This is a genomic window from Peribacillus sp. GL_122, assembly GCF_057835005.1.
On the sequence record NZ_CM174415.1, the window covers coordinates 5,200,484 to 5,226,404 of the forward strand.

At 41.7% G+C, this 25,921-nt stretch carries 25 protein-coding genes and 1 pseudogene; 9 read left to right on the plus strand and 17 right to left on the minus strand.

Annotated elements, in window-relative coordinates:
- Window positions 1-7 precede the first annotated feature (7 nt).
- Window positions 8-1,000 (plus strand): NADPH:quinone oxidoreductase family protein, encoded by a 993-nt coding sequence (locus AC3ISB_RS25290; protein WP_098372297.1) that lies wholly within the window; start codon window positions 8-10, stop codon window positions 998-1,000.
- Between the two features lie 37 nt (window positions 1,001-1,037).
- Here the strand turns inward: AC3ISB_RS25290 and AC3ISB_RS25295 are convergent, their stop codons facing one another.
- From AC3ISB_RS25295 to AC3ISB_RS25305, 3 genes are all read right to left on the minus strand, one after another.
- Window positions 1,038-2,504, minus strand: a complete 1,467-nt coding sequence (locus AC3ISB_RS25295; protein ID WP_230303584.1) for a PAS domain-containing sensor histidine kinase — start codon at window positions 2,502-2,504, stop codon at window positions 1,038-1,040.
- A gap of 146 nt (window positions 2,505-2,650) precedes the next feature.
- Window positions 2,651-3,079, minus strand: coding sequence for a cell wall hydrolase (locus AC3ISB_RS25300; protein WP_141992945.1), 429 nt, complete (start codon window positions 3,077-3,079; stop codon window positions 2,651-2,653).
- A gap of 222 nt (window positions 3,080-3,301) precedes the next feature.
- Complete coding sequence (locus AC3ISB_RS25305; RefSeq protein WP_034310405.1) at window positions 3,302-3,571, minus strand: DUF1292 domain-containing protein; 270 nt, start codon at window positions 3,569-3,571, stop codon at window positions 3,302-3,304.
- 305 nt (window positions 3,572-3,876) lie between these two features.
- Between AC3ISB_RS25305 and AC3ISB_RS25310 the strand changes: the two genes are divergently transcribed.
- Window positions 3,877-4,281, plus strand: a complete 405-nt coding sequence (locus AC3ISB_RS25310; protein ID WP_489274866.1) for a VOC family protein — start codon at window positions 3,877-3,879, stop codon at window positions 4,279-4,281.
- A gap of 195 nt (window positions 4,282-4,476) precedes the next feature.
- Here AC3ISB_RS25310 and rpsN read toward each other — a convergent pair whose 3' ends face one another.
- The 10 genes from rpsN to purT form a co-directional block, all read right to left on the minus strand.
- Complete coding sequence (gene rpsN, locus AC3ISB_RS25315; protein WP_489274867.1) at window positions 4,477-4,746, minus strand: 30S ribosomal protein S14; 270 nt, start codon at window positions 4,744-4,746, stop codon at window positions 4,477-4,479.
- Between the two features lie 44 nt (window positions 4,747-4,790).
- Window positions 4,791-4,925 (minus strand): hypothetical protein, encoded by a 135-nt coding sequence (locus AC3ISB_RS25320; protein WP_452452677.1) that lies wholly within the window; start codon window positions 4,923-4,925, stop codon window positions 4,791-4,793.
- Between the two features lie 103 nt (window positions 4,926-5,028).
- Window positions 5,029-5,178, minus strand: coding sequence for a 50S ribosomal protein L33 (gene rpmG, locus AC3ISB_RS25325; RefSeq protein WP_034310390.1), 150 nt, complete (start codon window positions 5,176-5,178; stop codon window positions 5,029-5,031).
- A gap of 22 nt (window positions 5,179-5,200) precedes the next feature.
- Window positions 5,201-6,394 carry a GTP-binding protein gene (locus AC3ISB_RS25330; protein ID WP_286178595.1) on the minus strand — a complete coding sequence of 398 codons (1,194 nt, stop codon included), beginning with the start codon at window positions 6,392-6,394 and terminating at the stop codon, window positions 5,201-5,203.
- Between the two features lie 415 nt (window positions 6,395-6,809).
- Window positions 6,810-6,980 (minus strand): hypothetical protein, encoded by a 171-nt coding sequence (locus tag AC3ISB_RS25335; RefSeq protein WP_181762212.1) that lies wholly within the window; start codon window positions 6,978-6,980, stop codon window positions 6,810-6,812.
- A 165-nt stretch (window positions 6,981-7,145) separates the two neighbouring features.
- Window positions 7,146-7,526 carry a nucleotide excision repair endonuclease gene (locus tag AC3ISB_RS25340; protein WP_170946990.1) on the minus strand — a complete coding sequence of 127 codons (381 nt, stop codon included), beginning with the start codon at window positions 7,524-7,526 and terminating at the stop codon, window positions 7,146-7,148.
- A 197-nt stretch (window positions 7,527-7,723) separates the two neighbouring features.
- Window positions 7,724-7,876, minus strand: a complete 153-nt coding sequence (locus AC3ISB_RS25345; RefSeq protein ID WP_076368068.1) for a YpzG family protein — start codon at window positions 7,874-7,876, stop codon at window positions 7,724-7,726.
- A 103-nt stretch (window positions 7,877-7,979) separates the two neighbouring features.
- Window positions 7,980-8,627 carry a DUF4352 domain-containing protein gene (locus AC3ISB_RS25350; RefSeq protein WP_489274870.1) on the minus strand — a complete coding sequence of 216 codons (648 nt, stop codon included), beginning with the start codon at window positions 8,625-8,627 and terminating at the stop codon, window positions 7,980-7,982.
- 22 nt (window positions 8,628-8,649) lie between these two features.
- A complete protein-coding gene (locus tag AC3ISB_RS25355) occupies window positions 8,650-10,017 on the minus strand; it encodes an alkaline phosphatase (RefSeq protein WP_480339379.1) in 1,368 nt (455 codons plus the stop codon).
- 682 nt (window positions 10,018-10,699) lie between these two features.
- Window positions 10,700-11,854, minus strand: coding sequence for a phosphoribosylglycinamide formyltransferase 2 (gene purT / locus AC3ISB_RS25360; protein ID WP_377409638.1), 1,155 nt, complete (start codon window positions 11,852-11,854; stop codon window positions 10,700-10,702).
- Between the two features lie 269 nt (window positions 11,855-12,123).
- On the opposite strand from purT, the gene AC3ISB_RS25365 reads away from it, so the two are divergent.
- Window positions 12,124-12,450: a hypothetical protein gene (locus tag AC3ISB_RS25365; protein ID WP_260399879.1), complete on the plus strand. Its 327-nt coding sequence runs from the start codon at window positions 12,124-12,126 to the stop codon at window positions 12,448-12,450.
- A 438-nt stretch (window positions 12,451-12,888) separates the two neighbouring features.
- Here AC3ISB_RS25365 and AC3ISB_RS25370 read toward each other — a convergent pair whose 3' ends face one another.
- Together AC3ISB_RS25370 and katA are read right to left on the minus strand one after the other, a co-directional pair.
- Window positions 12,889-14,082 carry a M14 family metallopeptidase gene (locus AC3ISB_RS25370; protein ID WP_098372289.1) on the minus strand — a complete coding sequence of 398 codons (1,194 nt, stop codon included), beginning with the start codon at window positions 14,080-14,082 and terminating at the stop codon, window positions 12,889-12,891.
- 416 nt (window positions 14,083-14,498) lie between these two features.
- Entirely contained in the window at window positions 14,499-15,953 is a 1,455-nt protein-coding gene (gene katA, locus AC3ISB_RS25375) for a catalase KatA (RefSeq protein WP_489274872.1), read from the minus strand.
- A 604-nt stretch (window positions 15,954-16,557) separates the two neighbouring features.
- Between katA and AC3ISB_RS25380 the strand changes: the two genes are divergently transcribed.
- From AC3ISB_RS25380 to AC3ISB_RS25400, 5 genes and pseudogenes are all read left to right on the plus strand, one after another.
- Window positions 16,558-17,448, plus strand: coding sequence for a TetR/AcrR family transcriptional regulator (locus tag AC3ISB_RS25380; protein ID WP_098372287.1), 891 nt, complete (start codon window positions 16,558-16,560; stop codon window positions 17,446-17,448).
- Between the two features lie 112 nt (window positions 17,449-17,560).
- A complete protein-coding gene (locus AC3ISB_RS25385) occupies window positions 17,561-17,761 on the plus strand; it encodes a hypothetical protein (protein WP_339201058.1) in 201 nt (66 codons plus the stop codon).
- 138 nt (window positions 17,762-17,899) lie between these two features.
- A complete protein-coding gene (locus tag AC3ISB_RS25390; protein ID WP_098371410.1) occupies window positions 17,900-18,247 on the plus strand; it encodes a phage holin family protein in 348 nt (115 codons plus the stop codon).
- A gap of 237 nt (window positions 18,248-18,484) precedes the next feature.
- A pseudogene (locus AC3ISB_RS25395) lies at window positions 18,485-18,621 on the plus strand (endonuclease); the annotation flags it as partial.
- 316 nt (window positions 18,622-18,937) lie between these two features.
- Entirely contained in the window at window positions 18,938-20,305 is a 1,368-nt protein-coding gene (locus AC3ISB_RS25400; RefSeq protein ID WP_141992950.1) for an amino acid permease, read from the plus strand.
- Window positions 20,306-20,351: 46 nt separating this feature from the next.
- On the opposite strand, the gene AC3ISB_RS25405 is transcribed toward AC3ISB_RS25400, so the two are convergent.
- Window positions 20,352-21,215, minus strand: a complete 864-nt coding sequence (locus AC3ISB_RS25405; protein WP_141992951.1) for a DUF4349 domain-containing protein — start codon at window positions 21,213-21,215, stop codon at window positions 20,352-20,354.
- Window positions 21,216-21,357: 142 nt separating this feature from the next.
- On the opposite strand from AC3ISB_RS25405, the gene AC3ISB_RS25410 reads away from it, so the two are divergent.
- Complete coding sequence (locus AC3ISB_RS25410; RefSeq protein ID WP_098371413.1) at window positions 21,358-21,816, plus strand: TspO/MBR family protein; 459 nt, start codon at window positions 21,358-21,360, stop codon at window positions 21,814-21,816.
- An 84-nt stretch (window positions 21,817-21,900) separates the two neighbouring features.
- On the opposite strand, the gene AC3ISB_RS25415 is transcribed toward AC3ISB_RS25410, so the two are convergent.
- Window positions 21,901-25,719 carry a bifunctional 2',3'-cyclic-nucleotide 2'-phosphodiesterase/3'-nucleotidase gene (locus AC3ISB_RS25415; protein WP_489274876.1) on the minus strand — a complete coding sequence of 1,273 codons (3,819 nt, stop codon included), beginning with the start codon at window positions 25,717-25,719 and terminating at the stop codon, window positions 21,901-21,903.
- Window positions 25,720-25,921: the final 202 nt, after the last annotated feature.

The following is a 25,921-nucleotide window of genomic DNA, read 5'->3' on the forward strand; positions in this document are numbered from 1 at the left end:
ACGAACCATGATACAGCAATTTGATGCATTAGTCGTGAACAAGCAAGATGATCAATTCACCGTTAACATTCAGCAACTATCACTTGATGATCTACCTCAAGGGGAAGTGCTCATCCGTGTTCATTATTCCGGTGTGAACTATAAAGATAGCCTTGCAGCAATTCCAAATGGAAACATTGTTAGCAGCTATCCGATCGTTCCGGGAATTGACATGGCTGGTGTTGTCGTTTCATCTGAGGATTCCCGCTTTAAAGAAGGAGACGAAGTCATTGCGACCTCCTACGGAATTGGCGTTTCCCAATCAGGGGGCTATAGTCAATTTGCCCGCGTTCCTGCAGAGTGGATCGTCCCGCTTCCTGATGGCCTTACAATGAAAGAGGCGATGATCATCGGAACGGCCGGTTTCACTGCAGCCTTATCGGTTCTGCGACTGGAAGAAAATAACCTCACCCCTGAGCAAGGGAGCGTTCTCGTCACTGGTGCAACTGGCGGGGTCGGCAGTTTCGCAGTCTCGATCCTTTCCAAACTTGGCTATTCCGTTGAGGCGAGTACAGGAAAAGATTCGGAACATGGATATTTGAAGGAAATCGGCGCGGCGACCATTGTATCGCGTGAAGATGTATTTAATGGCAAGCTGCGGGCACTGGGCAAACAGAAGTGGAGCGGGGCGGTAGATCCCGTCGGCGGTGAACCGTTAGCTTCAGTCCTTAGCCAAATCAAGTATGGCGGAGCTGTGGCGGTCAGTGGATTGACAGCTGGTACAAGCCTGCCAGCCACCGTCTTTCCATTCATCCTAAGAGGGGTTAATCTACTTGGGATCGATTCAGTCAATTGCCCGATGGATACAAGATTGAAAGTTTGGCATCGCCTTGCCACCGACTTTAAACTCGAAAAATTAGAACAGCTCATTCAACAGGAAATTACACTTGAAGAATTGCCTGACGTCCTTCCTACCCTATTAAAAGGGGAAGCAAGAGGCAGGACGATCGTTAAGCTATAAACCAAAAAAGTGACGAGAGCATAGCTTCTCGTCACTTTCATTGTGAACTTTCATTGATGGGAAGACTGATATCTACAATCGTCCCTTCTCCCACTTCGCTGCTGAAATGAATTTCCCCATTATGCTCATGGATGATTTTAGTACTGACCATGAGCCCAAACCCCGTTCCTTTTTCAGAGGTGCTATAAAAAGGCTGCCCTAGATGCTCCATGCGCTCATTTGAGATTCCGCAGCCTGAATCAATGAATCGGATCATCGCAGAGTCTCCTCCATGGTGTAACTGTATATGAAGTTTGCCGCCATTCGGCATGGCTTCTATCGCATTATTGACGACATTCGTGAATACTTGTTTTAACTGATTCGGTTCGCCAAAGACAGATGCCGAATCCGTATTATATTCCTTGATGATTTCAACATCATTCAAAATCGCTTGTAACTCGGCTAACGTAATCACACTATCCAATATATCGTTAAGCTGGATGTATTCACAAACCTTCGCTTCAGGCTCTGCTAAACTTAAAAATTCATTGGCCAGGGTTTCAATTTTTTCCACTTCACTGACCGTCATTTCAAGATAGTCCTTTTGCTCAGGATTTTCCCTTAATAATTGTAAAAATCCTTTGACCGTAGTTAATGGATTTCTTAATTCGTGCGCGATACCCGCAGCCATCTGTCCTACCGCTGATAACATATTGGATTTACAGAGCAACTCATCGGTCTTTTTACGCTCCGTAATATCCCTGCAGAATACCTGTATGGCCGGTTGACCTTTATAAATAATCGGAAGACCGAGTGTTTCTCCATAAAATACTTGTCCGTCAAGTCGAATGAACTTTTGTTCCAGTAAACCAACCGCCTGATGATCATCTCTCATGATATCGATTCTTCTTTGTACACTTTCCCGGGACTCCAGGTGAACGAACTGAAAAACCGATTTACCGATAATATCTTCCACACTATCCATCCCAAGCATTTTTGCCCCCATGGGATTCATATACTCGATGATCCCATTGCGATGTACAAAAATCGCTTCAGGTGACACCTCCACTAAACTGCGATACCTTTGCTCACTTTCCTTCAAGGCAGCTTCAGCAAGTTTTTGATTTGTGATATCCCGATAAACGAAAACCAGAGCGCACGGCTCATTTTCATCATCCCGAATATTGAACAGGGAGATGCTTACATCGATTAACTGGCCATCCTTCCTTAGCCTGACCGTTTCAAAGCCTTTCTTTTGTACCCCTGCCTTAATCTGGTCATGCAATTCATTGACTGATTCCTTCAAGAAATCAGGAATAATAGGAAACGGCATGCCAATGAGCTCATCATTCGTCCAACCGAAAAACTCTTCAAAAGCTGCATTCACTTGAAGGGTCTTTCCTTCCAGATCAACAATGGAAATGGCGTCCGGGTTGTTCTCCATGAAAGACTTAAATTTCTCGGTATTATCCTCCGGCTGTACTCCCATTTGCCCTTGTCCATAATTAATAAGCCTTTTACTCATCAATTTTTTATTCCTTTCTTATCCGGAAATTTACAGTCTCAATTTTACAGTATCAGTAAATCATTTGCCAGTTTTATCATATGATTTTTCCTAGTTAAAGACTGATGCACAAAGAGGCCAAACCTCCATAAGGTTCAGCCTCCTCCTTAAAATGTATTATAAATGTTCGGACATTCTGTACCTGTTGGTTCATAAAAGCAATGAAGCTTGAAACGCCCAACCAGGGGCTGATTATACCAGGTTGCCGGACAATCTCCCGGTGGCCTGAAGTACCATAGGCTAAATTTCGAGGGCCATAGCCTTTCACCATTTACGTTCCGGCGCGCAAGCCTTTTTTCCCTATCCCTTGCCCGCTGATAAAAATACCCCTTCTGTACAGCTTCAAAGGCATGCTCCTGATAAACCATATCTGGAATCGTCCTCAACCCTATGAAATCGGAACAATTCGACCTAATCCGATTGACCCCTACATTACCGATCATCAACATGCCTTGATCACCTTCACCCTCACCTTCCGCCCTAAGCAATCTTGCCAATAAGGCAATATCGGCATCCGTGTGCTTAACAACGGCCATTCCATCACCTCCACTTTTTTATCCTATGTCTTGGAGATGGAAAAATACTCCGTTTATTAACAAAATCTTCATAGATAGTACACGTCCTATCAATAATACAACCCTATACTTAAGTAAGGCTGGATAGCACGCGTGGCTATCATGGTATTTGGCGAAGGCGGGGCCGATACTTTCTTTATACATAAAAAAAAGGCGACACACAATGTGCCGTCTTTTATCTTGTCATTCTTTCGCTTCAAATGCCGCTTCAAACGCCAATGATACCTTTTCGAACTCTTCATCCGATTCGATATCGAGCAGTTCACCTTCGCCTTCGACCCTGAAAAAGAAAATATCGATATCTTCATCTGTATCCTCTTCAATATCTTCAAGCAAACCTACTGCTACATATTCCGTTCCTTCTACATCCAATGATCCTAAAACCTCAACTTCATGGCCCTCATCGCTGTCATCAGTAAGGGTGAAAACTTCACCTTCACGAATTTTTCCCATACTACCTCTCCTTTCATATCCATTTATAATGGAGTTGTTTCAATAAGTATATCGACTATTCCATTTAGAAACAAATTTTGGCCCTGGAAAATGCTTAATTTCATTCTTTCCAGGAATAGAATCTATCAAGAAAAATTATGGAAGAAAAATATTATAACATAAGCCATTTATCATTTTTCAGTATTCACCAATACTTTCCCTATATTAACATCATTTAAAAAATTATCTAAAAACGCCTATAAAAATGTAATTTAATTCCGAATAATCTTACATATACTAATATTAGCATTTTGCATCTGGATATAATGAAGGAGGAAGATTTCTTGGCTGTGAAAAGGGTCGATCACATTGGCGTCGTTGTAAAAGATCTTCAAAAATCCATCGCCTTTTATCAAGATGTGCTGGATTTAAAATTAAAAGCACGCATGACTCATACTAATGGGGTAATCGAACTGGCATTCCTGGGTTACGAAGAGTCGGACGAAACAGAAATAGAATTGATTCAGGGATATAGCGACACACTGCCATCCGAAGCAACGATCCACCATTTTGCCATTACCGTGGATGATATCGAGGAAGAATATGCCCGGATCAAAAGCTTGGATAACACTGAGCTGATTGATGAAGAGATAGTCACCCTTCCAAATGGCTATCGCTATTTCTACGTATATGGCCCGGAAAAAGAGTGGATTGAATTTTTCCAAAGGTAAAAAGCAGAGTCTTAGAGACTTCTGCTTTTTTAACGTTCACTCTACAAGCCGCTTCGTCAATGTTCAACAAAGTTTACAGTTAAAAACCTTCTTTTACCAGTAGCCCTTGTTCAACATAGGCTCCTTTTCTTATGAATGATTTCCATAAAAAGTGAATGAAAGAAAGACTATTAAATCACCTTTCACCTCCCCGCTTCACCAGCTTGACTTCTTGACACCCGGCAGTTGCCCTTTATGAGCAAGCTCCCTAAAAACGATACGTGACATGTTGAATTTGCGCATATATCCACGGGGCCTCCCCGTTACTCCACAACGATTGTGGACCCTTGTCGGCGAGGAATCACGCGGGAATTTGGCCAATGCGGCATAATCCCCTTTCTCCTTCAATTCCTTTCTAAGTTGTGCATACTTTTTGACCATTGCCAGCTGTTTTTCCGCTTTTATCACCTTGGATTTTTTCGCCATTTATATTCTCCTTTTTAAAGATCTTTTTTTATAGATTCTATAAACTATTCACAATTCGTTCCGCTGTCTGTCTTGCTCCCGATATATTCTTCGATATCGGGAGCATGTTCACCAATTGTATGGATGGAGAACGTAAATATGGCATTGAAAAGAATTCCGTACAATGCAGCCATCGTCATACTTGAATGCCTCCGCCAATAATGCTCCATTCCAACATGAACTTCCCGCCTTTTACATCCATCTCTTCAATAAAACATAATCATTACGATTTAAACCTCAAAATTACTTTGTTTCACGGTGTAGCGTGTGTTTCTTTAATCGCGGACAGTACTTTTTCAATTCGATCCTGTCCGGGTTATTCCGCTTGTTTTTCGTCGTGATATAATTTCGATCCCCTGATTCTGTGCATGCTAAAGTAATGTTTACTCTCATTTTTGTTTCCTCCTAACGTTTTTTAATGAACGATTTCCGTAAATGCAGGCAATCGATCTTCATACAGAGACCAATCCTGCTGCAACTCGATTTCCGTTAATAAGCATTGATCTAATTCAGTTTCGATTTCCTGTTGATTCATTTGAATGCCAATCATCACCAGCTCCGTCATCCTGTCACCGTATACTGCATTCCACCGTTCCAATAATTCAGGTGCTTCCTTTAAAATTCGGCGCTGTTCTTCCTCAGGGTATGCTGCAATCCATTTACCGGCTGCTTGTAAAGTTAATGACGGTCCTGCCTGCGACAGCAAGCCTGCCGTATCATTTCTCGATGCCAGCCAAAGGAAGCCCTTTGCCCTCACCACTTGTACGGGCCAGTTTTCTAACCACTCCATTAGCCTCTCGGGATGAAAAGGTATTTTCCTTCTATAAACGAAGGAAGAAATCCCGTACTCCAGGGTCTCCGGAATATGCTCTTCATTCAATTCCTTTATCCAGCCGGCTCCTTGGCTCGCCTCTTCAAAATCAAATAAATGGGTATTCAATACATCCTTTAGCAGCACCTTGGAATGATTTGTTTCGATGATCCTCGCATCCGCATTCATTTTTTGAAGAACCGCTTTCAATTCCTCAACGGCTTCAGCATCAATTAGATCGATTTTATTCAACAGGATGACATTGGCGAACTCTATCTGATCTATTAATAGATCGACCACTTCCCTGCCATCCGCAGCATCAGTTGCCTGCATCCTGTCAATAAGTGTTTCTCCGGAAGTGAAGTCTTGCCAAAAGTTATACCCATCAACAACGGTGACCATCGTATCAAGCCGGCAATATTCCGCTAAATCAATTCCCATGCTTTCATCAACATAGGAGAAGGTTTGGGCTACAGGTACCGGTTCGCTTATCCCAGTCGATTCAATCACGATGTAATCAATGTCCCCTTGCTTCGCCAATTTCTCCACTTCAATCATTAAATCCTCACGAAGCGTACAGCAAATGCAGCCATTCTGCATTTCCACCAGTTTTTCATCCGTCCGGGTAAACCCTCCCTGTTTGACCAGAGAAGCATCAATATTGATTTCACTCATATCATTAACGATGACGGCAACCTTCAGATCATTCCGATTTTCAAGAATATGATTCAAAAGCGTCGTCTTTCCCGCACCAAGGTATCCACTCAATACCGTAACCGGAATTTTCTTCATCTCCATCGCTTCCCACTCCTTTACCTGATACCTTCGCATAAATCATAATCATTACGATTTATATACCAAAGCTATCACTCATGTAAAAACACCCTTTAATAATAAAACGTAATCATTACTATTTGCAAGTTTTTTTCGAAATTACCCCCGAATACTTTTCCTGACAAATTTAATCACGATTGCTTCAATACTGCTACAGGGAATCACGGATAAATGAAAGGTGCTGACATTCTTCATGAAATTAAAACAAAAATTAAATGGAAGCCCAATCACACATAACATCATGTGTAATGAACCTCCATTGAGTTTTATCATTTAATGTACGTTTGACAAGCTGCTGATCATCAACAACGTTTCATTTTCCAATACATTTTTCTTTTTCTTTGTTGCAAATCGAGAAAAAAATTATTAGTCACTATGTTTATTCCGCCATTTCCCACCCTGAAGATTTTACTGTCTTTTGTTCAAAAGTTTCAATTTCTCTCTGTTTCGCCAGTTTAGAAGCTTGTGACACGGACCACGTTAAATTCCCAAAAGCAATCACTGTCCCGATCGAGATAACTAACACCTTTTTACAAAGTATTTTCTTCAATAGCTTCCTCCTGAGAATGTATTGGAATACTCTAAATATAAACCAACATTGTTAACCTAGCATGGAGCAGCTGTAAATGTACGAAATTATTTTTGACATATGTAAACTTAAGTTTGCACACAAAAAAGCTGAGTGCATAAGCAGTCAGCTTTTCATAGGTACATCTTATTTATAAAACACTTTGTCGACGTTGTATTTAGCATGAAGCTTATTGATCATGTACGTTTCATAGATTTCACGTTCCATAGCGTCTTCGACTAAAAGAATGTCAATTTTCTTGACTTCATTACGATGCTCTTTAATCGGAGAAACATTATCCTCGAAATGCTTCTTGACCCTTGGTCTTAATTTACGGGCCTTACCGACAAAAATCAGTTCATCATTCTCATTGTAAAACAAGATGATGCCGCCTTTATCACGGGGAATCAAATGAAAATCGATAAACCCGTAAATTTCAGGAATGACAGCTTCGTCTCCTTCTATAACTTGCTTTCTTTGTTTGATGCTTATATCCGCTGCAGGGATTTCAATTTTAATCATTACAATTCACGTCCTCTATTTGTATAAAGTGAAACTTTCAATCGGAATCGAAACTCCGGTTTCACGCCAAGCTTATCACTTCAATCTTAAAGGTAAATGGTATCATAATTATGAGTGAAAAGCCATGTATGCCTTGATCGGTTTTGGATTAAATATAAAGAAGAAGACTCGCTGGGAGCCTCCTTCTTTGTCTGAAATATCCGTTACCACCTGTGAGCCTTTGCATTGCTTCTTAGTATAATGTTTGTTTGTGATTCTTGCGTGTGGCCATTAACTTGAGAATTTGAACGCTTAGGTCTTGTCCAATTATGGTGAAACTTTTGAGAATGTGGATCTAATTGATCTTTATAGCTCATTCTGTGTCACCTCATCATTAGGATTTGGATATTCCGTTCAGTGATAGTAATCTCCATCACTTGTTCTAGTATTTTATTTTTCCAAGGCATTTATACATATTCTTTAAAAAGCGAATTCAGCTGACTTGCCTTTTGCAAGGACTTCCCCTTCTTCATCCACCGCATCACTTGTCATGACGGATATGCCCTTTATGTTTCCATCATTTAGAATGAAACCAATGTTTCCGCTTTTTGAACCGTTTCCTTCTATTTCACCAGCAAGTTCTTCTAAGTAGATATCATCTTCCCATGTCAGATGTTCTCCTCTGTCCGTTTCAAGGAAAGCAACTGGGGAAAAATTAATTTTTTTATCCGTATTGTTTTTTATTTCCACGTTCATTTTTACGATATCGAAATCTTCATCATGCGTATAGCCGTGGAAGAAATCAATCATGCTGTAATCCGGAGTGGCATGCATCACTTTCATCTCTTTGACCTTAACCTCGATCGGGCCAACATTCACTGTTTCATTCACTTTTTTATAGGCCTTCAAAGTTAATTCGCCTTTTGCATCGGAAACGTTCTGACCGATCTGGTTCAATTTTATATCATCAGGAAGCTGTGGATTCGGAACATAGACATCCTTTTTTACCAGTGGTCGTGCAACTTCCTCTGTTTTTTCTTTAGCTGTCGTTTCTTCTTTGTAAGCTGGTTGTGTATTAAGAGCACCAAATGCAGTTAATAACAGGGCACCAATCATCAGTCTGTTCATTGAATCCCTCCCTGAAGTTTTTTTACTTCTTTAATAGATCAAAGATGATTTTGGCATGATCCGTGTTATCGACCTGTCCTGCAAACCGTTCTTTATATGGTCCATATGCGTAGACCGGAACATCTTCACCTGTATGTCCCCCGGTAGTCCATGCAGTATTGGTCCGATTATCGAATATGGCTTCGATGGCATTATCGACGTTCGTCACATTCTTTGATTTGGCAGCTTCTGTTACCGTTTTGATTTCACCGTCAGTTAGCTTCACTTCATTTTGATCAATATATTGCTTTAACGTCTTTTCAACATCGGCCCCTTTGACGATGGCATCCGCCATGAAGTCAGGGGTGCGTTTGGCTGCCTTGATCGGTTCACCATACCAGTTATATATTCCTTTTGCCCCGATCGAGAATCCTCCTGTAGAGTGATCCGCAGTAGCCACCACTAAGGTATGTTTGTCTTTCTTCGCAAATTCAATGGCCTCTTTGTATGCTTTTTCAAAGTCTTCCATTTCACTCATTGCACCTACGATATCATTATCATGTCCGGCCCAATCGACCTGGCTTCCCTCGACCATAAGGAAGAATCCATCTTTGTCTTTATTCAAGCGCTGGATCGCCGAACTTGTCATGTCTGACAAAGAAGGCGTTTCACTTGGGCGGTCAATCATTTTCGGAAGTCCTTCAGAAGCGAATAAACCAAGGACCTGTTCATTTTTGTCCTTAAGCATTTGATTTTTATCAGTCACATAACTGTAACCGTCTTTTTCGAAGGCTTTCGCCAAATTGACATCAGGCCGGACAAAATTGGACTTCCCACCGCCCAATAGGACGTCAATTTTATGTTTTCCCTTGATTAAGTCATTATAATAATCGTCTGCGATTGAATTCATGTTTTTCCGATTTTCATCATGGGCGCCAAAAGATGCAGGTGTAGCATGAGTGATTTCTGAAGTGGCAACCAATCCCGTCGCTTTTCCTTTTTCCTTTGCTGCTTCCAATACGGTTTTGACTTCAGATTTATCGTTATCCACTGCAATCGCAGCGTTATAAGTCTTCACTCCGGCAGACATTGCCGTTGCAGCTGAAGCTGAATCCGTTATATTTTGTGCAGAGTCTTCTGGGTAAGTCATCTGCTGGCCAACCAAGTATTTATCAAACTCTGTCCGTTCTGCCACCTTCGTACCAGGGTTATCTTTTAAATACCGGTAAGCGGAGGTATAGGAAACACCCATGCCGTCACCGATCAGGAAAATCACGTTCTTGATTTCCGGTTCTTTTTTTGTCTTATCCTTTGCCGAAACACGATCCGCAGCGGACCATGATAAACCTCCAAATGCTAATGCAGAAGCCAGTGTGATGGGCAATACCTTTTTACTCCATGTGCGATTCAAATGAATAGCCTCCCTTTAATGTTTTCTATTTAATTAAACTATAGGTGAAGAAGATGAACTCAATGTCAAGGCAATGTAAAAATGCAGCAGGATAATTGTTAAGACAAAGTAAAGGAGACATGTCACGGAATTGCATGCCACTTTTATGAGGGATGTTGGTTGTTGGAGAATAATCACCAGTAGTGGGGCATGTTACAGGGTTTAGCGGAGTTAACACCAGCGTGGGTAAGTGATCTTTCATTTAACTTCTTCAAATCAGGGTGATTTGAAAGTGCTAAAAAATTAATGGACAAAAGAAAATAAAGCACCCTATCAGGGTGCTTCAGAGTCAGACTGCCTATCCCTACAGTTTTTCCAGAAATCCGCTCCCTTTCCCCCGGCTGTCTGCCAAACCTCATCAAAGCAAGCGCGTTTGGAGTCTCGGCTAGCTAGCTATTCGCCAGAAGTGTCACAAATTTCTTCAATTTAATAGGAGCTTTATAAAAGAGTAAAAAACCATGGAATAAACTAGTCTTAAACAGTTCGGGATGAGACCAGCCTACAATTTTTCTTTAGGGCGGAAAGCGAGTGCCTGGAGTGGAATCAACGTTTCAGTTGACATTAAAGAAATCCGATCCCTTTCCGCCCCCCTTTGTCGACAAAACTGAAGCTCTCCATTCAAAGGGCTTTTTGCACGATTACTTCATTCTACAACTAAACATTCCAAAGCACGGGCCGCATTCACTCTCGCCAACTCGATTGAATCGGCAGTCGACAGGGCGACTGCGACCCTTCTACCTGCCTTTGTAACAGGTTTTCCGAAAAGACGCACTTGTGTATTAGGTAAAGCCAAAGCCTGTTCAACACCGACTATAGAATATTCCGATAACTCATCCTGCGCTTTTAATGGACGGCTGGCACCTGGGCTGATCAGCTTGATTTCCGGGATGGGAAATCCTAGAATCGCCCGAATATGCAGGGCAAACTCGGACAAATTCTGAGTCACTAAAGTCACTAGTCCCGTATCATGAGGACGTGGGGAAACTTCACTGAAATAGACTTTATCCCCTGAAAGGAAAAGCTCAACCCCGAATAATCCGTACCCTCCAAGTTCATCCGTAATAGCATGGGCAATTCTTTTCGCTTCCATGATTTGCGCTTCTGTCATATTATGCGGCTGCCAAGATTCAATATAATCCCCGCCCTGCTGAATGTGACCGATTGGGGCACAAAACATGGTACCATTTATGGCCCGGACAGTAAGCAGCGTGATTTCCGAATCAAAACGGATAAATTCTTCAATGATCACCCGTCCATTTTGAACCCGGCCGCCTTCCATCGCGATCCTCCAGCAATCCTCCAGGTCACCTTCCGTGCGGCACACACTTTGCCCTTTACCTGAGGAACTCATCAGCGGTTTTACGACATTGGGAAATCCAACTTCCTTGGCAGCTTGGACAAATTCTTCATATGTATCGGCGAATTTGTAGGCTGCGGTCGGAATCTCCAGGGTTTCAGAAGCCAACCTCCTGATTCCTTCACGATCCATAGTCAATTTAGCCGCTCTTGCCGTCGGAATGACATGAAAGCCTTCCTCTTCCAATTTGATTAATTCAGATGTAGCGATGGCTTCGATTTCCGGTACAATCAAATCGGGTTGTTCTTTTTCCACAATTCCCCTTAGTTGTTCCGCATCCAGCATATCGATCACATAACTGCGATGAGCCACTTGCATGGCAGGTGCATGTTCATAGCGGTCTACAGCAACGGTCTCCACACCAAGTCTCTGTGCTTCAATTATGACCTCTTTCCCCAATTCACCCGAGCCCAATAATAAAATCTTTTTCGATTTATACATTCAGTCTCTCCTCCTCCATATCCTCAAAATCATTATATACGAACTATAAATGAATAAACATAAATATTTATTCGTATTTTCATTTAAAATGCACCAAAAACATTAAACAAACGTATTTCATTTAAGTTTTTTAAATACACACTTGACAAATAGGAATAATAAGCATTATGCTAGATGAAAATATATACGCTGACCAGTTCACTGGAGGCTCCCTATTCAACATGAGTAGGGAGCCTTTTCGTTTTTATCAATAAGGGAGGAAATACACTATGCAAAAGGAATTGGTAAGGCCCATTTTCCCTATTTTGAATGAGAAGAAAAATGGCCGCTTTGAGGATATGAAGTACATCAATCTGCCTGACAGATTATTCTTCGAATGGTGCCGGCAGCAATATGCCCTGAATAGAGGGGTTTACAATGCAATCGATAATTGGTTCTATCAATATGGCATCGACCATATACTTTACCGAAGGATCAACCTATTAGCCTTTTTGGAATTTGCTGCTCCCCCGGCACAAGCAGCCGGAAAGACAAAGTTCATTAAATTTGGCAGTGGCGGACTAACAAAAAAGCTGCAGGAGTTCATTGCAGATTAACCTGAATCTTATAGTGCCCTTATCAGTAATACGCCCATTCTCATCCTACTGGTAAGGGACACTTATGCGAATGTCGAAATTTGCATTACGATTATTTTTGAAAATGTAAGCGCTTTCTATTATAATGAAATTAGGTTGGATGGCATGCGTGGCCGTCACAGTATTTGGCGTAGGTGGGGCCAATACTAGCGTTAAGGAAGTCAAACTTCTTACCGTAAAACTTTAGAATTCCTTTTGTTAAGGGCTGCAATATTATTGGGACATGGAGAATGTCCGTTAATTTCAGGCTAAAAAGCGTGTCATTCATGCAATCGATAAGTAAAGCATGACTTTACTTATTTTTTGCAGCAGCCCTCATCGTTTCAAGTCTAATAGTTTATAAGACTAAAAAGCTCTTCCCCATGGTAACGGAGTTGAGCTTTTTCATTTGGTCAAAATTCACATATATAACCCCGCCAAGAAAATTCCAAGCGACTTCTGATAAATCTCATCGAACTGTGATATAGGGAGGGGATTCGTTCCTTTGCCCAGCTCCACGGTAAACCCCGGCCTGCGCCAATCCTGAATGAACCAATCCTTATACCCTGCGTAACTATTGGCGGATTTGACAGGCTCATATCCACTGACCCTTGCAAACTCATTGACTATCGTTTCCGACTCGGGCGGTTCCAAACCTTCAAACCCCCAATAAATGACTTCTCCTTGGGTATGGAACGCAAGGACTTTGCCAAAATCACGTTTTCTTGTCAACTCTGACATTGCAATGGCCTCTGGCTGTGTAAGCGGCCCTTCCCCGGAATAATTTGCCGGACCTGGCTCCGTTACATTATTGCGTTCTTTTTCCAGTTCCCATTTGGCGGGAAATTGATCATTCAGATCCACCCCGTTAATATTTGCCTTCCAGCCAGAGAAGTCTTCGCTTCCATTATTCCATTCCACGAGCCGTCGCCTCAATGACTCATCTGCAGGAGGGCCTTTAAGAACCAACTCCACTCCGTCCGGATTCACCATTGGGACGATCGACAGCATCGTCTGTTGATAAAAGGGAAACAGAGATAGACCGCGGATGTCTGCCTGATTCGTGATTGCGAGTAAATAATCATTTAAAAAGGTCATGATCACAGGCGTCGTTATCCACTCATTCGCATGAAAGGAACCATTATAGTGAACTCGTTTGTTACCATTTCCAATCAGCACTTCAGGGATATCCCTTTCAAGCACAGAGTCTCCGATCGGGGAGGTTTTAATAAATGGATAGATAGTTTTCAACCGTCTTACATCGGTCATCATCGTCTCATAATCATATTCCCGGTTTCCTTGAATTAGCCTCCACGTAATCCTTAATGGCACAGAAATTGTCTGACCAACTTGCAGGGCATTCGGGTTGAGATTGGGATTAACCAAAAATAGGGCATCCAATGAAAGATTACGTGACCTGGCAATTGCCCATAACGAATCACCTTGTTTAATATTATAACTGGTCGTCGTAAAGCCAGGAATTTTGATTTGTTGGCCAATCATAAGTGCAAGTGGATCAATCCCACTATTGGAATCAATGATAAGTTGGTAATTCACCTTGAATAATTGGCTATAATACCACAAGGAATCATTTTGCCGCACAAAAACGTCCATACTGCACCTCCTCTTAACCAAATGTATGCTGATTCGATTTAATTATTGCTTTGACATTGTTCTGCTCCTGACTGAAATCTTCGAGCAATTTGCTTGTCATCAATTAAGAAAATGCCAAGCTCCATTCCCTCCCCATCCAACCATTTAAGTGAGAGCTGTATTTCTTGTAAATTGGACTGCCTACTAACACCCGATTCTTTTTACTAGTCATAAATTCCACCCTTTACCGATAATTTAAGTAACTGGCCCCCAATTAATCTGACAGCATGACTTCCTTACAAACATTTATAACTATATATTCTTACCGAACTTGTCGGGTGTCATTTATATAACGGAGCCCTCCATAAACAAACAAAACAGGCACCCATTCATGAATGGATGCCTGTTTTCATTTAATAGATTGGGAGTCCCATATTTTACGCTTCTTGCGGTACGGGCAAATCTAAACCTTCAGCTATGCGCTTTCCGTATTCTGGATCGGCTTTGTAAAAATGACCGATTTGACGAAGCTTGATTTCTTCCAATTCCACAGGTTTCATTGCGCCCACGATCGTGTCAACAAGGCGACTTTTCTCTTCTTCACTCAATAGACGGTATAAGTCACCTGCTTGAGTGTAGTGATCATCACTATTATGACCGACTTGTGCAGCTTGCCCAGTCACCTCGAAAGGAGTGACCTTATTTTCCGTTGCTTCGCCAGGGCCTCCAAAACTATTCGGCTCATAATAAACAGATCCCTTGCCATTGTCATCTGCACGCATGAAGCCATCACGCTGATAGTTGCTCGCTTCCACTTTCGGACGGTTCACCGGAAGCTGGTTATGATTCGAGCCCACACGGTAACGGTGTGCATCTCCATACGCGAATAGGCGTCCTTGAAGCATCTTGTCTGGGGAAGCTTCAATTCCCGGTACGAATGTTCCTGGTGAGAACGTGGCTTGCTCTACTTCAGCAAAGTAGTTTTCAGGATTTCTGTTCAATACCATGCGACCAAGCTCAATCAGCGGATAATCTTTTTGAGACCATACCTTCGTCACATCGAATGGATCGAAACGGTATGTATCCGCATCTTCCAGAGGCATGATCTGAACATATAATTTCCATGCAGGGAAGTCCCCTTTTTCAATGGCATTGAAAAGATCTTCCGTATGATAATCAGGGTTTTCACCTGCTAATTTTGCAGCTAGATCCACATCAAGGTTTTTGATGCCCTGTTCTGTTTTGAAGTGGTATTTCACCCAAACGCCTTTTCCTTCAGCATTCACCCATTTAAATGTGTGGCTTCCGAAACCATGTGTATGACGAAGTGTAGCAGGAATGCCCCGATCGGACATCAGGATCGTCACTTGGTGCAGAGATTCCGGTGAATGTGACCAGAAATCCCAAACAGCCGTAGGGTTTTTCAAATGTGTTCTAGGATCTCTTTTTTGTGTATGGATGAAGTCGGGGAATTTAATCGCATCGCGAATAAAGAATACAGGCGTATTATTACCGACGATATCGTAGTTTCCTTCTTCCGTGTAGAATTTAACAGCAAATCCACGCGGGTCTCGGACTGTATCAGCAGAACCCAATTCTCCTGCAACTGTGGAGAAACGGATAAAAAGATCTGTCTTCTTGCCCACACCATTGAAAAGTTTAGCTTTCGTGTACTGAGAAAGGTCGTTCGTTACTTCGAAAGTTCCGAATGCACCGGCACCCTTCGCATGAACTACACGTTCAGGCACACGTTCACGGTTGAAGTGGGCTAGTTTCTCCAATAAGTGTACATCCTGAATGAGTACCGGGCCGCGTTCGCCGGCAGTAATCGAGTTTTGATTATCTCCTACTGGCGCTCCCCAGCTTGTAGTAAGGTTTTTCTTATTCGACATAATTGAACCACCTTTTCATTAATATTTATGTATATAATGATAAAGCTTCTTAGAAAAAAATCAATACTTATTTATAATAATTTTAATATAATAATCAATTCATTATTTTTTCGTTGATGATATGACTTCACCTCCAACCGTAATATGGAGAATTCAAAATCTATAAACGTTGACGGAACAAATTATAGGCATAATAGAATTCCTAATAATGGTATACGACCCTCATAACCAATAATCCTTCATGACAAGTGATTTTATCATTTCTCCTACCAATGGGTTAGTAATCGAGAATGATAACGAATATTCATAGATACTTTGCGCTAACTTTACCTATTTCCTTCTATTTATCTTATAACAAACCGAAATGATCTCCTGTGACTTTGTTCACTACATCAGGCTTTATTTACATGACGAATAGAAGGAGGCATAGAAACTGACTTTTGTGAACCTTATCTTCAGCAGAACTATTCATAAACGGACTGAAACAAAAGGCCTTCACCCTTATTTTGCTGGAGAAATTGTAAACATACTGGTTTGTGTTCGTATAGAAAATAAGATACTATTACGTTAAAATGACCGTCCAATAAGAGTAAGGGTGATATATATGAATGAGCGCAAACAACTGGTAGTTAAATATGCACACCAATTATTTATTGAAAAGGGTTATCAAGCCACTTCCATTCAGGATATTTTAGATTATAGCGGCATTTCAAAAGGAACATTTTATAACTATTTTTCTTCTAAAAGCGAATTGCTTAAGGCAGTTTTCCTGACTTCGCAAGAAAAATTCGAAAAAGAGCGGAATGAATTGCTGATTGGGCAAAACCTTGCAGATATTGAAATATTCATCAAACAATCCGAATTACAAATGCACTCCAACAAAAACAATAAAATCTTTTTCTTATATGAAGAAGTAATGATTTCAAATGATACCGAACTTAAGAACTTCATAACTCATGCTAAATTCCAGCATATCCATTGGCTATCAAAACGGTTTCTGGACATTTTCGGTGCTGATAAAAAACCTTATATTTTGGACTGTGCCATTCTCTACTCGGGGATGATGCATCAAACGATTCATTTTAATGCCTTGGCTAAAGAGCCCGATTTCAACCCTACTGAAATTATCCGTTATTGTGTTGATAGGATTAAATCGATTTTCGAAGATGTCAGCACGTCAAAAGCACAGCTATTGGAACCCGATCTCATCAAGCAATGGCTGCCTGAGTGCTTTCATACACAGCAGGATTTTCATACAGCACTCCTGCACTCTGCAAATGGCCTAAAAAAGATGATCTTAAGGCTATGCCAAGATGATGAAGCGGAAAGGGTCAAAAACTTAAAATTGATTCACTTTATCCAAGAGGAATTATTACAAAACACTGAACCGCGAACCTTTCTCATCGAAAGTGCTCTGCTTTCCTTAAACACCAACCCAAAATTGAAAAACACATTGGAATTAAGTGAATTCGAAAGAATCATTGCCAACAACTAAATAGAACCTAATGGGTCCCATTTTGCAGACAAATGGGGGTTCTTTCGGCGGAAAGGGAGCGGATTTCTGAAATCAACTGGACCTTTTTAAATGAATAGACTGTAGCCGAACCGTGTTTTTAAAACAAGACTTGCTTATCCTTCATCGTTTACTTTTTATATTGGATGAAACCTATATTGGATTGAAGAAATTTGCGACACTCCTGCCGAATAACTGGCTAGCCGAGACCCCACAGGCGCTTGTGCCGAGGAGGCTTGGCAGACAGTCGGCGGAAAGGGAGCGGATTTCTGAAATCAACTGGACCTTTTTTTAAGTAAAAAGGTCCTTTCGGTTCTGGGGGAATACATATCGTATTCCTCTTTTTTTGTGACAATTCTGCAAACATATAACTGAAATTCATGAAATTTTAGTATAATGACTTGTAGTAAAGTGTCTTCAGGAGGAGTTATTCATGAACATAATAATGCGTTTTCTTATCAACGGGCTGGTATTGCTCGTTATTGACTGGCTTCTCGACTCCATCACGATTAAATCTTACGGAACAGCCTTGCTGGCGGTTTTTATATTATCGATCATGAACTTGCTGGTTAGACCCATTCTCCTACTTATCACATTGCCGATCACCATCCTGACGTTCGGGTTGTTTTCTTTCATTATCAATGCCTTCACATTCCAAATCACTTCCTATGCCGTCAGTGGCTTTGTAATAAATTCTTTTTGGGGAGCTTTAATCGGATCATTGTTATTGAGTTTCATTCAAAGTCTTCTTATAAAACAGAGTAAAAAAAACCATCAGTAGCATGCTGTTAGTTAAAACTGTAGACAAACTCGATGAAAATCGAGTTTGTCTACAGTTTTTTTTAGGATCTACATACTGAAACAGTAAGTCGAATGCTGACGGTTTTTCGTATCATTTTCATTTCCATAACAGCCTTCGCTATTTCCCGGGCAATTCCCCTAAATTCCGCAAAGCTTCACTTTACATATAAATCGACTTCTCTGGAAATCAGTATCAAACGATTCATGGAATGGCTTCTTACTGGAGTGGTATGAACAGAAAATCCTGTAGATGCCTTCGAGCTTAACCGAAATGAGGTCATTTATAATCAGTATCAGCATAATCGCAACCCTTTCGTAGATCATCCTGAATTGGCCTCCGCCATCTGGCAATGATGGAACGAACATGCTGTTCCTTATTTTGGAGCCAGCTTTTCCATCATAAAAAGTCTAAATTTTTAGAAAAATCACATAATTATATTTTGTTTGAATAGCATTCTAATAGTTTTTGAAAGATTATATATACGAGGAAAACAGATTGAACCACTTTGTAGTAAGCGTTTTCATTTTTTACTTTACATTCTTCCTATTAAAATATATTATTTAGTTGTAATATTATGTGAAAAATCAATAAATTATATGTATTCTCCTCTACTAGTGATAAAATGCTAGATAGAGAAAATTAAACTCCAACATAGAAAAGGGGAAAATTATGCAAAACTCCAAAGAATCTCAACTGCATAGAGGTTTGGAAGAAAGACATATCGCATTAATGTCTCTTGGCGCAGCCATTGGAGTCGGTTTATTTCTCGGCTCGGCCTCTGCGATTAAATTAGCCGGCCCAGCCATCATCATTTCCTACGCCATTGGCGGGCTTATGATCTATCTTATCATGCGTGCACTAGGGGAAATGGCGATTAAAAATCCTGTCGCAGGTTCTTTCAGTCGCTATGCTAGCGAATTTGTCGGTCCTCTTGCCGGATACATAACCGGATGGAATTACTGGTTCGTTTGGATTGCCACCTGTATGGCTGAAATTACGGCAGTCGGAATCTATATGCAATTTTGGTTCCCTGACACCCCGCAATGGGCTTGGGCGTTAGCCGCTCTTGCCATCATGACGACGATTAACTTTCTTGCTGTAAAAGCATATGGTGAATTGGAGTTTTGGTTCGCCTTAGTGAAAGTCATTACGATCATCCTTATGATCGTCCTTGGCTTCGGAATGATCATCTTCGGACTGGGGAACGGCGGAATCGCGGTCGGATTCGGCAACCTTGTTGAACATGGAGGGTTTTTCCCTAATGGGATTTCCGGTGTCATCCTCTCTTTCCAAATGGTCATGTTCGCCTATTTGGGAATTGAAATGCTTGGAGTAACCGCAGGTGAAGTTAAAAATCCTGAAAAATCTTTAAAAAGAGCCATCGATACCGTTTTTTATCGGATTTTACTTTTTTACGTTTTAGCTCTGACAGTCATTTTATCGATCACTCCATGGGATGAAATGAATGGAGAAAACAGCCCATTCGTTATGATGTTTGATAAAATCGGTATACCAGGCGCAGCAGGAATCATTCAGTTTGTCGTACTGACAGCAGCCCTTTCATCTTGTAACAGCGGGATCTTCAGTACAGGAAGAATGTTATTCAACCTAGCGCAGCAAGGTGAATCACCAAAAAGTTTCGAACGTACTACAAAGTCAGGCGTTCCTGGCGTTGCCATCATCGTTTCGGCTGTCGTGCTTCTTTTCGGTGTTTACCTTAACTACATGGAAGCCGATAAAGTTTTCACTTACGTCACAAGTGTCGCTACATTCGGTGCCCTCTGGACATGGGGAACCATACTTGTCACACAGATCATGTCTAGACGGAAAATGAGTCAGGGAGAAAAGCAAGGCTTGTCTTACAAAATGCCGCTTTTCCCATTCACTTCTTATTTCACTTTAGCCTTTTTAGTATTTGTAATGGTAGTACTCGGCTTTTCAGCAGATACAAGAATCGCTCTAATCGTTGGTCCGATTTGGATCTTACTGTTGGTAGCCCTGTATTATGTGACTGGCTTGCATAAACGGAATAGATAAATGTCAGAGGGTGCCCAATCTAATTGGCACCCTCTATTTCTGCCTTTCACCTACTACCCCTTCTTTTGATCACCCAATAAGCCACCGCACCAGCTCCGCCTAAAATGATGAGGATAGGCAAGTTTCCTATTATGAAAACAATGATTCCTGAACCCGCTTTAAGTAATAGATTTGCACTCGTTGCAAGTTGTTTCTTCGTTCTCTCCCATGTATTCAATTCCTTATTATCAATGCCCGGCACAACTATCCGGTCCTGTGATAACGTGATGGTAACCGTCGAATATGAGGTTTGGTTTTCAAGATACTTCATTTGCCCGGTCAGCTGTTCTATTTCTTCTTGCACCACGGCAAGATCGGATGATATTCTCAGTAAATCTTCCGTCTTCTCAGCATCCTTCATGAATGCAAGTAATCTTTCCTCTACTGCCCTCTTTGATTTCAATCTTGCTTTTAGATCTACATATTGCTCCGTTACATCCTGTCCTGTCACAGTCCTTCCGACCACTTCTGAAGCCTCGCCCTCGCTATCGGCCAGAAAATCCTGAAAATGGGATTCAGGGACCCGAACAGTGATCATTCCTTCCACCAGTTCTTCATCTTCCCTGTATACATTGGACTCGACCACATATCCGCCATATTCAGCCACCTTATTCTCAATCTTCATTTGTGCTTTTTCAAGGTTCTTCACCTTCAGCTCAAGCTGGGCTTGATGGATGACCTTTCTTTCATCCGTCATCCCCTCCTTTTCCGCTGCTTCTTCCTGCACCTTATTCCCGGAAATTGAAGCGTCCATTTTACTGTCCGCCGTTTCATCCTGTGCTTTAGATGCTGAATCATCTTTTTCATTACTGCTGCATCCAGCAAGTAAAAGTAACAAACAGAACATAAGCATCATTGTTTTACGGTTCATCGGTATTCCCCCTTTTCTTAATAGTACCGACGTATAATTTGGAAGAAAGTTACACTTGGTCATTAAAGGCCATGTTTTATTTTCATATGAAAAGGTAAAGGTATAAGAACATCCAAGTTATGAAGAAAGAAGTGAATTCATTATGAACTACGGAAAATTCGCTAAAAGTTTATTGGTACCTGTGGTCGGAGGTTCACTTGTGGGTATATTCGCCACAAGGAATTCAAAAGAAATTTATGATGAACTCAAGAAGCCTGCATTTGCGCCTCCTTCCTGGACTTTCCCCGTTGCTTGGACAAGCCTTTATACCATTATGGGAATAGCGAAATATCGCATTGCATCCAAAGAAAAAAAATCGAAGTCCGCTGAACGCCTCTATGATACTCAACTAGGGTTGAATTTCTTATGGTCTTTTTTATTCTTCAAATGGGGATTGCGCGGAACAGCCTTTATTGAAATGGCTGCACTGCTGACCCTGATTACTTTAACGGCATTCGAGTTTTATAGAATAGACCGTGCATCCGGTTTAGCGATGATTCCCTACATAGCATGGGTCACCTTCGCATTAGGATTGAACTTTTCCATTTTCAGAAACAATTAATCACATAAAGAAGCGCCCCTTGTATTAAGGGGCGCTCTCTTTAGAGTTTCACGAGTAAATGATCAATTTACGAGTAAACCTAAATTAATTATTGATATTCGTAATTCTGCCTTCGATTTCTGCCGTGATCTTCCCGCCTTTAAAGGTTTCTTTCACATAGTTAACGAATGCTTCCAGGTCAGCATGTCCAAACACACGCTCTTTTCCTTTCAGGACGGTATAGTTATCACCGCCGCTAGCCATGAAATCATTGACGGCCACCGTGTATGTTTCGGTATCCTTGATCGGCGTTCCGTCCGCTTTCTTCAATAAGGTGACACGTTCCGTGACAGGTTTACTGAAATCGGCTGTGTAGCTAAGTCCAGAAATTTGCAAAGTTTTCGGAGATCCTTCGACGACCCATTGCTGTTGAAGCAGCGTTTTCACTTCTGCTCCAGTCAGTTCCAGCTTAACCAATACGTTTCCGAACGGTTGGATTTTCGCTAAATCGGAAAAAGTGACTTCCCCCTTTGGAATATCTGCACGAATTCCACCTGGGTTCATGAAGGCAAAATCGGAATTCAAATCTGCCTTCATCGAATCGGCAATTAAATTCCCAAGGCCCGTTTCCTGTGTATAGGCATTAGCTCTTAAAATTTTCTCATCCGTTGTCCCAAGCGGGGCCTTCAACTCGGGGAACATGTCTAGGTAGTCGTTAATGAATTTCGTCGTCCCGGCATCAGGCGTGATGCCATCTTGTGTAACCGTAACAATCTCAGCTGATCTTTTAACAATATCCTTTGTGTTTGGGTCGATTTCCAAATCCACATCTTCAAAAGCCGTTCCATAAGAGTAAGCTTGTACAATCAATTTATCATCCACATAGTTGTTGACCTTTGCATGATTATCTCCGGCTAAGATCACATCTACTTCATCATCCACGGCATTAGCAAGATCAGCCACTTCGCCTGTGATGACCCCTTCCTTTTCCGTGCCTGGGTCATGTGAGATGATCACAATCGATTTGACGCCTTTTTCTTTCAACTCTTTAACCGCCTTATTTACGGCAGGTGCCTGTTCTATGAATTCCACATTCTTAATGCCATCCGGACTTACTTTTTGAGGTGTGGCATTCGTGACTACACCTATGAACCCAATATCAACTCCGCCGACCTCTTTTATGACGTAAGGGTCCAAAATCGGTTTTTTCGTGTCTTTATATACGACATTGGCTACTACATACGGGAAGTTCAATTTATCGAATACCACATCGGATGTTGGCGACTTTCCGCCATTGATTTGAGCCATCAGGGTTTCTACCCCTTTGTCGAATTCATGGTTCCCGACAGTTCCGACATCGAATTTCATATTATTCAAAAACTGAAGCGTCGGTTTGTCCTGAATCAATGAAGAAACGGGAGCACTTGCCCCAACAGCATCCCCTGCCGAAAGTAAAAGTGTATTTTCAGGGTTTTCAGCTTTACGCTGCTTCAAGTGCGCAGCTAAATAATCAGCACGCCCTTGTTTGATACCGCCAAAATCGGAGGTGGTATCAAGCTGGCCGTGAAGATCATTGATCCCGAGCAGTTGCACCTTGACGTTTTCTTTCCCCAAATTGAATTTGTAAATGCCAAAGCCTTTATCATCCTTTTTGCCTGTATAGGAAATCGCGCTGTCTTCATTTAAATATTCCGCACCTTTTGGTGATGAGGTGAAGGTAACGTTCACCTTGCCTGAAATCGGGGCGATCGACCAGTTATTATCAGCGGTTGGATTGATCTCACCCTCTTGTGTGATGTAATCCATCAAGATTTGGCGATTTTCATCCGCAGAGTCAACTACATATTCGCTGCCCTTGACTCCCGGGAAGTTCCCCCCGCCCGAAGCACGGTAATTATTCGTCACGACGATGAAGTCTTGATTCGGATCCACTGGTTCACCATTATACTTCAAATCTGCAATCCTGCTGGAATCCGACACTTTTACCCCTTTTTCATCATAGCGCGGAGCCTTGGTGACATCGATTTGGTACGTGACGCCGTCAATCACATCAAAATTATAGACGGCAAACTTTCCATTAAGCAGCTCCTGTTCCTCGGACTTGGCCGGATCGATTGTATTATATTTCCCTGCAGACATCTCAAGCCACTCTTTAACCACAGACCCTTTGATCTTGATTGCCTTCAATGTATTATCGTATAAATATAAATCACCGGCGCTGCGAATGGTCAGTCCGCCTTCCTTGATTTCGGTGAATTCCTCGACTCCATTGCGACCTGCTTTGAAAGGGGCCCCTACAGAGAGAATGGGCAGGTCTTTGTATTCTGGGCGGTTGCTTTGGATGTATTTCTCTACATACCATTTCTGTGCGCTCGTCACGACCTGTACGGAAGGATCGTCTTGCACAAGGGCGAAATAACTATGAATTGGAGCTGTAGTCGTTCCAATTGGCGTGTTAACATACTTGATCGTTCCTTCGTGATCCTTCTTCACGGCTTTGACGACAGACGCATCTTCAGCTGCTTTTTTCCCTGTAATTTTGTCGTTGATTGCCCGTGTTGATGAATCGGAATTGACGACTTTCCATTTTCCCTTGATATTTTGGATATCAAGATCGATGATCCCGAGATTACTGCCGCCATATCCTGCTTGAACGGCTGGTACACCATTGATGGTACCCTTTTTATTATCCACGCCTTTAAGGATTTTTCCTTGGCCATCTTTGAATAGGCTGTCTAAAGAAGCCTCATCTTGTGCCGGAAAGACCTTATGCGTATGGGAGAACGTGATGGCATCGATGCCGGATACCTTGCTTAATGAGTAGATGACATCCTCGGTATTCTTGGTGTCGCCATTAAACCCGGAATGTGTGAGCGCCACGATGACATCCGCGCCCTTTTTCTTCATTTCAGGTACATATTTATTCGCTGTCGTGACGATTTCCTTTGTAATGACCTTACCGTCAAGATTCGCTTTATCCCAATCCATGATTTGCGGAGGGGCAAATCCAATGTAGCCTATTTTCACTGATTTTTCTTTTCCATTGATGTCCTTCACTTTCTTCGTGACGATTTTATATGGAGTATATTTATTTTTATCATTCTTTGGATTATTGTCTTTATCTTTTTTATAAACATTGGCATTGACGTATGGGAAGTTCGCATCGTTGATGGCCTCGTCCAAATAAGATAAACCATAATTGAATTCATGATTGCCGAACGTGGCCACATCGTAGTCAAGCAAGTTCATCGCTTTATAGACGGGGTGGACTTCACCTTTTTTCAGTGGCGCTATTTTCGCTTTGTACGTACCTAGCGGGGTCCCTTGAATAAGGTCGCCGTTATCCACTAAAACGCTATTTTTCACTTCTTTTCGTGCCTGTTTGATTAAAGAAGCCGTGCGCGAAAAGCCGACCGAGTCCGATACGGCATCCTTATAATAATCATAGCTCACCAGATTAGTGTGTATATCAGTCGTTTCCATGATCCTTAGTTCAAATGGTGCATCCGAAACGGAGGCTGCCAGGCTGTTGCCGAAGTTACTAGTATTGCCGTTATACTTGGAGACAACCGATACTTTGACCCAATAACCCGATTTGTACGAATTGAAGTACGCGGAGAACTTTTGGGCCGATTTAATATCCGCCTCAATGGCTGACTGTGAAATGACCTTCTTCCCATTCATCAATTGGAAGACAACGGTTTCATTTCCTTTGTTCCCTTTTTTCGGTGTGACCGTTACAGTCGCTTTTGTGCCTTTTGTGTAATTAACAGTAGGAGCTGTAATGATAAATGGTTCAGTCGTGACAGGTTTCTTATTAGACTCTTTGGCAGATGTCTCCCCCGGTACGGTAAATGGGGCTGCAACCAAACTCACAGCAAGAATCGGGGCGAGCATCTTATTAACATGCATCTTGAACGACATACTTCACAACCCTTCTATTTTTTGTAAAATGCTAGAATAATATATCATGATTTTGTCGAATAAGCGCCAAAATTTACCGTAATATTACGAATTTTGAATAAATGGTACTTTTTAACCATTTCCATTCAGAGTCCATAGCTCGTTATACCTTCAATCAAGTATATAATCAGCATTGAATCCTTAGGGAGAAAGTTCCCTATTA